General features: G+C 57.8%; 11 protein-coding genes. 6 read left to right on the top strand and 5 right to left on the bottom strand.

Annotated elements, in window-relative coordinates; genetic code table 11:
• Positions 1–243: 243 nt before the first annotated feature.
• The 6 genes from hemP to ACOT1A_RS20670 all read left to right on the top strand — a co-directional run bounded on the left by hemP (position 244) and on the right by ACOT1A_RS20670 (position 6,134).
• A complete protein-coding gene (gene hemP, locus ACOT1A_RS20695) occupies positions 244–432 on the top strand; it encodes a hemin uptake protein HemP (protein WP_022647850.1) in 189 nt (62 codons plus the stop codon).
• A 76-nt stretch (positions 433–508) separates the two neighbouring features.
• Positions 509–2,491, top strand: a complete 1,983-nt coding sequence (locus ACOT1A_RS20690) for a TonB-dependent hemoglobin/transferrin/lactoferrin family receptor (RefSeq protein WP_105322687.1) — start codon at positions 509–511, stop codon at positions 2,489–2,491.
• Between the two features lie 35 nt (positions 2,492–2,526).
• Positions 2,527–3,555: a hematinate-forming heme oxygenase ChuS gene (gene chuS, locus ACOT1A_RS20685; RefSeq protein ID WP_032624871.1), complete on the top strand. Its 1,029-nt coding sequence runs from the start codon at positions 2,527–2,529 to the stop codon at positions 3,553–3,555.
• Complete coding sequence (locus tag ACOT1A_RS20680) at positions 3,552–4,370, top strand: heme/hemin ABC transporter substrate-binding protein (RefSeq protein WP_032624390.1); 819 nt, start codon at positions 3,552–3,554, stop codon at positions 4,368–4,370. Before chuS ends, ACOT1A_RS20680 begins: the two co-directional genes overlap by 4 nt.
• Positions 4,370–5,362 (top strand): FecCD family ABC transporter permease, encoded by a 993-nt coding sequence (locus ACOT1A_RS20675; RefSeq protein ID WP_105322686.1) that lies wholly within the window; start codon positions 4,370–4,372, stop codon positions 5,360–5,362. Before ACOT1A_RS20680 ends, ACOT1A_RS20675 begins: the two co-directional genes overlap by 1 nt.
• Complete coding sequence (locus tag ACOT1A_RS20670) at positions 5,355–6,134, top strand: heme ABC transporter ATP-binding protein (RefSeq protein ID WP_105322685.1); 780 nt, start codon at positions 5,355–5,357, stop codon at positions 6,132–6,134. Before ACOT1A_RS20675 ends, ACOT1A_RS20670 begins: the two co-directional genes overlap by 8 nt.
• On the opposite strand, the gene selO is transcribed toward ACOT1A_RS20670, so the two are convergent.
• The 5 genes from selO to ACOT1A_RS20645 form a co-directional block, all read right to left on the bottom strand.
• The gene (selO, locus tag ACOT1A_RS20665; protein WP_069596466.1) at positions 6,131–7,573 is read right to left on the bottom strand and encodes a protein adenylyltransferase SelO; all 1,443 of its coding nucleotides are present in this window, start codon (positions 7,571–7,573) and stop codon (positions 6,131–6,133) included. The genes ACOT1A_RS20670 and selO overlap by 4 nt on opposite strands.
• Before the next feature lie 61 nt (positions 7,574–7,634).
• Positions 7,635–8,348: an EAL domain-containing protein gene (locus ACOT1A_RS20660; protein WP_022647843.1), complete on the bottom strand. Its 714-nt coding sequence runs from the start codon at positions 8,346–8,348 to the stop codon at positions 7,635–7,637.
• 292 nt (positions 8,349–8,640) lie between these two features.
• Positions 8,641–9,105 (bottom strand): NlpC/P60 family protein, encoded by a 465-nt coding sequence (locus tag ACOT1A_RS20655; protein ID WP_015570730.1) that lies wholly within the window; start codon positions 9,103–9,105, stop codon positions 8,641–8,643.
• 72 nt (positions 9,106–9,177) lie between these two features.
• Entirely contained in the window at positions 9,178–9,933 is a 756-nt protein-coding gene (btuD, locus tag ACOT1A_RS20650; RefSeq protein ID WP_022647841.1) for a vitamin B12 ABC transporter ATP-binding protein BtuD, read from the bottom strand.
• Entirely contained in the window at positions 9,933–10,484 is a 552-nt protein-coding gene (locus tag ACOT1A_RS20645) for a glutathione peroxidase (RefSeq protein ID WP_022650905.1), read from the bottom strand. Before ACOT1A_RS20645 ends, btuD begins: the two co-directional genes overlap by 1 nt.
• Positions 10,485–10,500: the final 16 nt, after the last annotated feature.

Here is a 10,500-nt window from a genome sequence, read left to right as displayed (position 1 = left end):
CCACCGCCGTATGTTCCCCTCACCCTAACCCTCTCCCCGGAGGGGCGAGGGGATTGCTCAGTGCTCGCATTAATTTGTGGGGATCCCTCAGCCCCATGGGAGAGGGTCGGGGTGAGGGCATCAGACCGCACCTCTCCCCCAAATTTGATCCCCTCACACAATTTTCATAAAAACGCTTGCCGTGAATTTGCAGTTTATTGATAATGATTATCATTGTTACATTGATTGTTATTTATAAACATTATGTCACCGACCGATAACAGCGCGGCAACGCCAGTAAAAACACACACAGCGCCGTCCCCTGCTCCCACCGATCGCCGAATCGACAGCAAAAGCCTGTTGGGTGAGGAGGGACGGGTCATTATCGAGCATGACGGCCAGCACTACCTGCTGCGCCAGACCAATGCCGGAAAACTGATCCTGACTAAATAATCCAGACAACACATTCGCCAGCCACCCAGGTGATCCCCAGGCAGCCAGCGCTTTTCAATTCTTATGGAGAGTTGCTATGCCACACCTGCAATCCGCGTCTTTACGCCCGTCTCTTCTGGCGCTGGCAATTGTCAGCACCCTGCCGGGCGTTGCGTTTGCCGCCACAGACGATATCACCGTTACCGCCACCGGCAACGCCCGCAGCGCCTTCGAAGCCCCCATGATGGTAAGCGTGATTGACGCCACCGCGCCGGAAAACCAGACCGCCAGCTCCGCCGCCGACCTGCTGCGCAAGGTGCCCGGCCTGACGCTGGACGGCACCGGGCGCACCAACGGTCAGGACGTTAACCTGCGCGGTTACGACCGACGTGGCGTGCTGGTGCTGGTGGATGGCGTACGCCAGGGCACCGATACCGGACACCTGAACAGCACGTTCCTCGATCCGGCGCTGATCAAACGTATCGAAGTGGTACGTGGCCCTTCCGCCTTGCTGTACGGCAGCGGCGCGCTGGGCGGCGTAATTTCATATGACACCGTCGACGCCAGCGATCTGCTGGACGCAGGTAAAAATAGCGGCTATCGCGTATTTGCTACCGGTGCAACAGGCGATCACAGCATCGGGATGGGCGCCAGCGCCTATGGCCGCACCGATACCCTGGACGGTGTGGTCTCCTGGTCCAGTCGCGATCGCGGCGACATTCGCCAGAGTGACGGCGCGAGGGCGCCAAACGACGAATCCATCAACAATATGCTGGCGAAAGGCAGCTGGAAAATTGATCCGGCTCAGACGCTGAGCGGCTCCCTGCGCTACTACAACAACGACGCGCAGGAGCCGAAAAATCCGCAGACCACGGATGCCAGCAGCAGTAACCCGATGACCGATCGTTCCACCATTCAGCGCGATGCCCAGCTTGGCTACCGCATTGCGCCAGCCGGAAACGACTGGCTGAACGCCGATGCGAAAATTTACTGGTCCGAAGCGCGGATCAACGCCCAGAACATCGACGCCAGCGGCGAGTTCCGTAAGCAGACCACCAAAGGCGGCAAAGTGGAAAACCGCACCCGCCTGTTCAGCGACTCCTTCGCCTCGCACCTGCTGACCTACGGCGGGGAATACTACCGTCAGGAGCAACACCCTGGCGGCGCGACCACCGGCTTCCCGGACGCTAAAATCGACTTCAGCTCCGGCTGGTTGCAGGATGAGATCACCCTGCGCGACCTGCCGGTAACGCTTCTCGGCGGGACGCGTTACGACAACTACCGCGGCAGCAGCGACGGTTACGACGACGTGGATGCGGATAAATGGTCATCACGCGCCGGGTTAACCGTGAGTCCAACCGACTGGCTGATGCTGTTCGGCTCTTACGCCCAGGCCTTCCGCGCGCCAACGATGGGCGAGATGTATAACGACTCAAAGCACTTCTCTATCGGCAGCTTCTACACTAACTACTGGGTGCCGAACCCGAACCTGCGTCCGGAGACCAACGAAACCCAGGAGTTCGGTTTTGGGCTGCGTTTTGACGATCTGCTACTCGCCAACGACGCGCTGGAGTTCAAAGCCAGCTACTTCGACACCAAAGCAAAAGATTACATCTCTACCACCGTCGATTTTGCGGCGGCCACCACCATGTCCTATAACGTACCAAATGCCAAAATCTGGGGCTGGGACATGATGGCGACCTACTCGACCAGCCTGTTCAACCTCGACGTGGCCTACAACCGCACGCGCGGGAAAGATACCGACACGGGTGAATATATCTCCAGCATCAACCCGGACACCGTCACCAGCAAGCTGAATATCCCGGTGGCGCAAAGCGGCTTCTCCGTGGGCTGGATCGGCACCTTCGTCGAACGTTCAACGCACATCAGCAGCAGCTACAGCGAGCAGCCTGGCTACGCAGTAAATGATTTCTACGTCAGCTATAAAGGCCAGCAGCAGTTCAAAGGCATCACCACCACCCTCGTGCTGGGGAACGCCTTCGACAAAGCCTACTGGTCACCGCAGGGCATCCCGCAGGATGGCCGCAACGGCAAGATCTTCGTCAGTTATCAATGGTAATTCCCTTCGGGGCAACGATTCAGAAGGATAAGATTATGGGTCACTACACACGCTGGCTTGAGCTTAAAGAAGAACATCCGGGTAAGTACGCCCGTGATATCGCCGGATTAATGCACATCAGCGAAGCAGAGCTGGCATTTGCGCGCGTTGGACACGACGCCTGGCGGCTGCGCGGTGAAATCCGCGAGATTCTGGCAGCGCTGGAGTCCGTGGGGGAAACCAAATGCATCTGCCGTAACGAATACGCCGTTCACGAACAGGTTGGAGCGTTTACTCACCAGCACCTCGGCGGTCATGCCGGGCTGGTGCTGAATCCGCGCGCGCTGGATCTGCGTTTGTTCCTCAACCAGTGGGCGAGCGCGTTCCACATTAGCGAAACGACCTCCCGCGGCGAACGTCAGAGCATTCAGTTCTTCGATCATCAGGGCGACGCTTTACTGAAGGTCTACACCACGGATCACACCGACGTTGCCGCCTGGGGCGACGTCCTGACCCGTTTTATCATTGCCGATAACCCCGCTCTGGCGCTGAAGGCTGTCGAAGCCCCCGCGCATTCCGACGGTGCAGATGCAGGCTCGGTGGAGAAAGAGTGGCGCGCCATGACCGACGTGCATCAATTCTTTAGCTTATTGAAGCGCCATAACCTGAGCCGCCAGCAGGCGTTTCGTCTGGTGAGTGACGATCTGGCCTGTAAGGTGGATAACAGCGCGCTGGCACAACTGCTTGAGACGGCGCAACAGGACGGAAACGAAATCATGATCTTCGTCGGCAACCGCGGTTGCGTGCAGATCTTCACCGGTGTGGTGGAAAAACTGACGCCCATGAAGGGCTGGCTGAACATCTTCAACCCAACCTTTACCCTGCATCTGCTGGAGGAGACTATCGCGGAGACGTGGGTTACGCGTAAGCCCACGGCAGACGGACACGTTACCAGCCTGGAGCTGTTTGCTGCGGATGGAACTCAGATCGCCCAGCTCTACGGGCAGCGTACCGAAGGCGAGCCGGAGCAGAGCCAGTGGCGCCGCCAGATTGACGCTCTGACGCCAGAAGGGCTGGCTGCATGAAAAACTGGTTTGCCCTGCTCTGCGCCCTGCCGCTGGTCGCCGTCGCCGCGCCGGAGAGAATTGTCGCCCTCGGCGGCGACGTGACGGAGATCGTCTACGCCCTCGGCGCGGAGTCTTCTCTGGTTGCGCGCGACAGTACCAGCCAGTGGCCGCAGGCGACAAACGCGCTGCCTGACGTGGGGTATCTCCGCCAGCTGAATGCGGAGGGAATTCTGTCCGTACGCCCGACGCTGGTGCTGGCAAGCGACCAGGCACAACCCTCTCTGGCGCTGAAACAGGTTGAACAGAGCCACGTCCGGGTGGTTACCGTTCCCGGCACGCCTGACCTGCGCACGATTGACGAAAAAGTGCGAGTGATAGCTCAGGCGACGCATCATGAGGTGCAAGGGGAAACCCTGCGCAACTCGCTGCGTCAGGCGCTGGCGGCTCTGCCCTCAACACCGCTCAACAAGCGGGTGCTGTTTATCCTCAGCCACGGCGGAATGACCGCAATGGCGGCTGGGCAACAGACCGGCGCGGATGCGGCAATACGCGCCGCCGGGTTGCAGAACGCCATGCAGGGCTTTACCCGCTATCAGCCGCTCTCCCAGGAGGGGGTAATGGCCAGCCAGCCGGATCTGGTGGTGATTTCGCAGGACGGCCTTAACGCGCTGGGCGGCGAACAAAATCTGTGGAAACTGCCCGGCCTGGCGCAAACGCCAGCGGGGCGAAGCAAGCAGGTGCTGGCTATTGATGACATGGCCCTGCTGGGCTTCAGCGTCCGCACGCCGAAAGCCATACAACAGCTGCGTGCCAGAGCGGAGCAACTGCCCTGATGTCCCGGCGCATCACGTTATCGTTATGGCTTCTGGCGGGGTTGCTTACCGTCATGACGTTCATGGCTACCGGTTTTGGGGCGTTACGCCTGCCGGTGAACGTGCTGTGGAGCGGCAGCGATGAGACGCTACGCCAGATCTGGCTCACCATCCGTCTGCCCCGCGTGCTGCTGGCGCTGGTGATTGGCGGGTCGCTGGCGCTCGCCGGCTGCGTCATGCAGGGGCTGTTCCGCAATCCGCTGGCCGACCCGGGCCTGCTCGGGATCAGCAGCGGTGCGGCGCTGGCCGTCGCCCTGTGGGTGGTGCTCCCGCTATCGCTGCCCGCGCTGGTGATGCTTTATGCTCCGATGCTGGCGGCATTTTTTGGGGCGCTGGCAGCCACAGGCGTGATCTTCCTGCTCAGCAAGCAGCGTGACACCTCTCTGTCACGTCTGTTGCTGGTGGGTATCGCCATCAATGCCCTGTGCGGTGCGGCAGTGGGTGTGCTTTCGTGGGTCAGCAATGACGCCCAGTTGCGTCAGCTTTCACTCTGGGGAATGGGAAGTCTCGGTCAGGCGCAGTGGTCAACGCTGCTCGCCGTGATCTCGCTGATGGTGCCTGCCGCTCTGGCGATCTGGCGTTGTTCCAGCGCGTTAAATTTACTGCAACTGGGTGAAGAGGAAGCGCATTATCTCGGCGTGGACGTTGCCCTTGTACAGCGAATATTACTGTTATGCAGCGCTCTGCTGGTCGCTGCGGCTGTCGCCGTCAGCGGCGTGATTGGCTTTGTCGGACTCGTGGTGCCGCACCTGATGCGCATGTGGCTGGGCGCCGATCACCGGGCAACCCTCCCCGGCACGGTTCTCGCGGGCGCTTTTCTGCTGCTGGTGGCGGATACGGTAGCCCGCACTCTGGTCGCCCCGGCAGAAATGCCGGTCGGGTTGCTCACCAGCATCCTTGGCGCCCCCTGGTTCTTATGGCTCATTTTTCGTCGTGGAGAACAGCATGGCTGAACGTTATACGGCTGAAAATCTGACTTTTACCCGGTCTGGCCGCACGCTGACAGATAACGTTTCGCTGTCACTGTCGCAGGGAGAGCTGGTTACATTGATCGGTCCCAACGGCGCGGGGAAATCCACGCTGCTGCGACTGCTGACCGGCTACCTGAAACCCGACAGCGGCGGCTGTTCGCTGGCGGGGAAAGCGCTGGATGAATGGCACCCGGAGACGCTGTCCCGCTATCGGGCAGTGATGCGTCAGCATACTCAGCCTGGATTTGACTGGCTGGTGGAGGAGATCGTTGGAATGGGGCGTGCGCCCTGGTCGCGTCAACCTGAACCGACGATTGTGCGTGAGGTGATGCAGCTGGCCGGTTGCCTGCCGCTGGCTGGCAGACGTTACCATTCCCTCTCGGGCGGCGAGAAGCAGCGCGTTCAGCTCGCCCGCGCGCTGGCGCAGCTGTGGCGTGAGGGAACGCCGCGCGGCTGGCTGTTTCTCGACGAACCCACTTCAGCGCTGGATCTCTACCACCAGCAGCATCTGCTGCGCCTGTTGAAATCGCTGACCCGGCTGGGTCATCTTCACGTCTGCGTGGTGCTGCACGATCTTAATCTCGCCGCGTTATGGTCGGACCGGATCCTGCTGTTACACAACGGCAGGATTGTTTCTCAGGGCATACCGGAGACGGTATTGCAGGCCGACGCGCTGGCGCGCTGGTACGGTGCGCAGGTGCACGTCGGCAGACATCCGGCGCACGCCGCGCCGCAGGTTTTTCTCGCCCCTTAGCTTGAGCAGCTCACTTCCAGTCGCTTGCCCCAGTCCGGCGGGCGGCTGACATAGTCATCCTCCCGGTCGGCAAACGGCGTGCGCAGGGCGATATGCAGCCGATGCAGCTCGGCATAATCCCCCTGCTCTGCCTGCTCAATAGCCCGCTGCGCCAGCCAGTTGCGCAACACCATCGCCGGGTTAACCGCCTTCATCCGCGCCTGGCGGGTATCGTCATCAATCTGTTCCTGCTGTAAACGCGCCCGGTAAGTGGCAAACCAGTCATCAAACGCCTGTCGATCGATGAACTCGTCACGCAGCGGTGAAGCGGCGCTCTGCTGCGCAGTCTGGCTTAGCATACGGAAGGTTCGGGTATAGTCGCTGCCTTCACGCGCCATGATGGCAAACAGCCCATTCAGCAGCGCGTTATCGCCTTTTTCCTGCGTCATCAGCCCCAGCTTGTTGCGCATTAACACACCATATTCCCGCAGCAAGACCTCCTGATAGGTGTCGAGCGCATCGTTCAGGGCATCGACGTCGATAAACGGCGACAGGCTTTGCGCAAGCCGCTGAAGGTTCCACAGCCCCACCGCAGGCTGGTTGTCGAAACGGTAACGCCCCTGATAGTCCGAATGGTTACAGATGTAACCCGGTTGATAGTCATCAAGGAAGCCGTACGGACCGTAGTCAAACGTCAGCCCTAACAGGGACATGTTGTCGGTATTCATCACCCCGTGGGCAAAGCCAACGGCCTGCCAGCGGGCAATCATTGAGGCGGTGCGCGCGACAATATCACGGAACCAGAGAACATAGCGGTCCGGTTCGTCTTGCAGGTGCGGCCAGTGACGTCGAAGGGCGTAATCGGCAAGCTGGCGGACTTTATCCGGCTCGCGGCGATAGTAGAAGTGTTCAAAATGGCCGAAACGCAGATGGCTTTCCGCCACGCGGATCAGCATCGCCCCCTGCTCTATCGTCTCGCGGGCCACCGGCGTGTCGCTGGTGACAATGGACAGCGCGCGTGAGGTGGGGATCCCCAGGGCATGCATCGCCTCGGAAGCCAGACTTTCACGAATGGTTGAACGCAGCACCGCGCGGCCATCCCCCATGCGTGAGTACGGTGTTAACCCTGCCCCTTTCAGGTGCCAGTCGAGCGTTTCGCCATTCGGCAGAACCTGTTCACCCAGCAGGATGCCGCGACCATCGCCGAGCTGTCCCGCCCAGACGCCAAACTGATGTCCGCTGTAGACCTGAGCCAGAGGCTTCATGCCCGGAAGCAGCGTTTCGCCGCCCCAGACACCGGCGCCCTTTTCTGGCTGAAAAAGTGTCGAAGGGATGCCAAGCGAATCCGCTAATGCATCGTTATGCCAGATAAGACGCGCGTTCTGTAAAGGCGTGGGCTTAAGCGCGGTGTAAAAGCCGGGTAATTCATCGTGCCAGTGAGCAGTAAAAGACAGGGTCATAAGTCCTCCTGCTTTAAGTGTAGAGGGTTTCCCTTGACGTAAACACGGGCGAAGAAAGGGGTTATTGCTGAACGAGGGTCGTTACGCGTTCTGCCGGGACGGCAGGCCACAGGGTTCCCTGCATTGCGCCAAAATTGAAGGGCAGCACGCGTTGTAAGATGCCGTGATCGTCAATTCCCGAGACCATGACCGACTGACAATGCGGCGCGATCTGCCAGAGAATGGCGCGCATAAATGGCTCGAAAGAGAGCGCCGAGACGCGCTGATGAATAAAGTTTTTATCCAGAATCACCCGTTTGAACAGACCATCATAAACCGGTTTAAGGGATGCAGCCCCTGCACCAAAGTTAGCCAGCACTAAGGGGAAATGGATCGCCATTCTTGCAAGCGTCAGATCGTCTTTCCCGTTATTTAAACCTGGATAGTTCTCATTAACAGTAAACTCAAGAAACGGATAACGATCAAGGATTGAAACAGCGTTCTCATTAGTTAATAAAAACTCAACAATTGCAGGTGTAATATTGATCCATGCAATTAACTGATGCTGAATAAAAAATAGCTTACAGGTATCGAGTAATTGCAGTTTTTCCTGAAACAGCACTAATTCATCTTCCTGAGAAAGATGAGGGATAACCAGTTCAGTCGGGATTCGTACGTCCGTACCCACGCCAGTAAAGTTAACCAAAATCTCTAAACCTTTAAGCAAACCTGCACTATCACGCGCCGGAAGGAGTAAAAGTTCAGACTGGTAAGCATTATCTAGCGTAATAATCATCGCCCTTGTCCTGCATTAAAGATGAGAGAGAACATCCTGGAGCAATTGCAGGCACAATTCCACTGTCTTGATTTTAATAAGATTAATTTCATTCTTTCCGTATTAATTTTCAGATTTTTCCCTGAATCTAAAATAATCTTATCCTAGTTATTGAATAATAGCCAGTTTTAGATAAAACAGGCACATGCTGACAAAAATAAGTGGGCAAAAATTTTACTTTAATCCACCCGCAAGAAAAGCCTGACGTCTATTTTCACCGCCAGGCCCTCCGCACTGCATCTTTATGCAGCGGTTAAATACGCCTGGCCTGCCAGAAATTTTTACGCCAGTAAACATTATCGAGAGAGGAGCGCATCACGCCGCGGCTGGTCGAGGCATGAATGAACTGATTATCGGTGTCATAAATGCCGACATGAAGGCCGCTTTCACCGGAACCTGTTTTAAAAAAGACCAGATCGCCGGGCAGGAGTTCGTCTTTATCAATTTCAGTGCCGATTTTCGCCTGCATACGCGTTTCACGCGGAAGCTGTAGGTCAAATTTATCGCGGAAAGTCATCAGAACAAATCCCGAGCAATCCACCCCGCCCCGGCTCATCCCGCCGTAGCGATAAGGGGTGCCGCGCCAGTTGCTGAGCTGATCGTTCAGGCTGGCAATGACCGTAATGGAGTCAGAAAGCCGTGGGTTAGGCGGAGGTGCACGATGGCTACTGCATCCTGCAAGAAATAGCGCCGCAACAAGGAGAAACCAGAATCGCATTTCAGACGAATCCTCTGCTTTTTTTGTTCTTTCGGTAATTTAGCGTGCATCTATGCGGCTGTGCAAGAAAGGTTATTCCTGCGCCGTGGAAATGAGCATCTTGTGGCCTTCAATATCCAGCCTCCGGAACGACATGTGGTAAGCACTCGCAAGATTGGGGGCCGTCAGCACGCTGTCGCGCGTTCCGCTGGCAATCAGTTTGCCACGCGCCAGCAACCACACCCGATGCGCGTGGCGCAACGTATGGTTTAAATCATGGCTGCTCATCACAATGGCGATGCCCTTGCGACACAGCGCGCTGAGCAGAGTATCCAGCGCTGCCTGCTGGGCAACGTCCAGTCCGCTCATCGGCTCGTCCAGCAGCAGCAACCGCCCGTGAGGATTTCCCACCGGATGAACCTGAAGGATGACGGCGGCCAGACGCACGCGCTGCCATTCGCCACCGGAAAGCTGGCTGGCCTGTCGGGTGAGCTTATCGTCTAACCCGAGCGCCGCAGCAACGTCATGGAGCAATGCTACCTGATTTTTATCAGGCAGGTGCAGCGTCAGGTAGTGCCAGACGGGCATTGCAAAGGGCGGAACCTGCTGCTGAACCAGATAGCTTCGACGGGAGGCGAGTGTAGAGGGTAGCCAGTTGACGAGCGATTGCCCGAGAAAGGTAATCTCCCCTTCCCCGCGGGTCAGCCCCGCCATGCGCGCCAGCAGCGTGCTTTTTCCGGCGCCGTTAGGCCCAACCAGGTGAAGGATTTCACCTGCGTTGACTGCGGCGGTAACAGGCTCAAGACGTCCCTTCCCGGCAACGCCTGTGAGCTGCATAAGCAGCGTCATTATTTCGCCAGCGCCAGTTTGATTGATTCCATCACGATAGGATCTTCAGGCGTCATGTCAGGCGAGAAACGCTGCACGACCTGACCGTCACGGCCAATCAGGAATTTTTCGAAGTTCCACAGAATATCGTCCGGATAGAGCGGCGCGCGACCTTTGCTCGCCATACGCTCATAGAAACCACTCTCTTCAGGCGCAACGGCGGTCGGCGCCGCAGCCACCAGTTTGGCATACAGCGGATGACGATTTTCCCCGTTCACATCAATTTTGCTGAACATCGGGAACGTCACACCATAGGTTGTGCTGCAAAAGGTCTTAATCTCCTCTTCGCTGCCCGGCTCCTGGCCCAGGAACTGGTTGCACGGGAAGCCGAGTACGGTAAAGCCGTCTTTTTCCCAGGCTTTATGAATGTTTTCCAGCTGTTCATACTGCGGTGTAAGGCCACATTTCGATGCCACGTTCACGATGAGCAGTACCTTGCCCTTGTAGCCTTCCAGCGTGGTTTTCTCGCCGTCAATGGTAGTCACTTCGGTATTCAGAATATCAGACTGCATAGCATTCCCTCAGGTT

Source organism: Enterobacter cloacae complex sp. SYL003 (assembly GCF_049236925.1).
Classification (GTDB): domain Bacteria; phylum Pseudomonadota; class Gammaproteobacteria; order Enterobacterales; family Enterobacteriaceae; genus Enterobacter; species Enterobacter intestinihominis.
This window is presented reverse-complemented; position numbering and strand designations above follow the sequence as displayed.

Coding starts and splice junctions, on each gene's coding strand:
- hemP (WP_022647850.1), top strand. CDS start 244: ATGTCACCGACCGATAACAGCGCGGCAACGCCAGTAAAAACACACACA.
- ACOT1A_RS20690 (WP_105322687.1), top strand. CDS start 509: ATGCCACACCTGCAATCCGCGTCTTTACGCCCGTCTCTTCTGGCGCTG.
- chuS (WP_032624871.1), top strand. CDS start 2,527: ATGGGTCACTACACACGCTGGCTTGAGCTTAAAGAAGAACATCCGGGT.
- ACOT1A_RS20680 (WP_032624390.1), top strand. CDS start 3,552: ATGAAAAACTGGTTTGCCCTGCTCTGCGCCCTGCCGCTGGTCGCCGTC.
- ACOT1A_RS20675 (WP_105322686.1), top strand. CDS start 4,370: ATGTCCCGGCGCATCACGTTATCGTTATGGCTTCTGGCGGGGTTGCTT.
- ACOT1A_RS20670 (WP_105322685.1), top strand. CDS start 5,355: ATGGCTGAACGTTATACGGCTGAAAATCTGACTTTTACCCGGTCTGGC.
- selO (WP_069596466.1), bottom strand. CDS start 7,573: ATGACCCTGTCTTTTACTGCTCACTGGCACGATGAATTACCCGGCTTT.
- ACOT1A_RS20660 (WP_022647843.1), bottom strand. CDS start 8,348: ATGATTATTACGCTAGATAATGCTTACCAGTCTGAACTTTTACTCCTT.
- ACOT1A_RS20655 (WP_015570730.1), bottom strand. CDS start 9,105: ATGCGATTCTGGTTTCTCCTTGTTGCGGCGCTATTTCTTGCAGGATGC.
- btuD (WP_022647841.1), bottom strand. CDS start 9,933: ATGACGCTGCTTATGCAGCTCACAGGCGTTGCCGGGAAGGGACGTCTT.
- ACOT1A_RS20645 (WP_022650905.1), bottom strand. CDS start 10,484: ATGCAGTCTGATATTCTGAATACCGAAGTGACTACCATTGACGGCGAG.